Origin of the sequence: Phaeodactylibacter xiamenensis, assembly GCF_000759025.1 — a bacterium.
Lineage (GTDB): Bacteria > Bacteroidota > Bacteroidia > Chitinophagales > Saprospiraceae > Phaeodactylibacter > Phaeodactylibacter xiamenensis.
This window is the reverse complement of the sequence record NZ_JPOS01000057.1, coordinates 1-231: the sequence shown is the minus strand read 5'-3', so window position 1 is coordinate 231 and position 231 is coordinate 1. Positions and strand designations below refer to the sequence as shown.

1 protein-coding gene is annotated in these 231 nt (G+C 50.6%); it reads right to left on the bottom strand.

What is annotated here, in order from left to right; translation table 11 throughout:
• Positions 1-231 (bottom strand): hypothetical protein (locus IX84_RS33450; protein WP_044224049.1); only part of this gene is annotated, 231 nt, incomplete at both ends.

The window sequence follows — 231 nt, the reverse complement described above, 5'->3', positions numbered from 1 at the left end:
GCCCAGGCAGTCCGGCTGAACCACATTGCTTATAATGATCTCCGGTAATGGATCTCTGATCTCTGTGCCGTCAATAACGCCTGTAGTGTTGGCCCCGCAGCTACTTGTAATGGTGTACTCATAATCTGTCCCTGGCTGAAGGGTACCGGCAGGGATCGTTAATTCAGATGTAGTAAGACCGGTATAACTGGTGAACTCCTGACCATTGGTATCCAGCACCACGGTATAGGG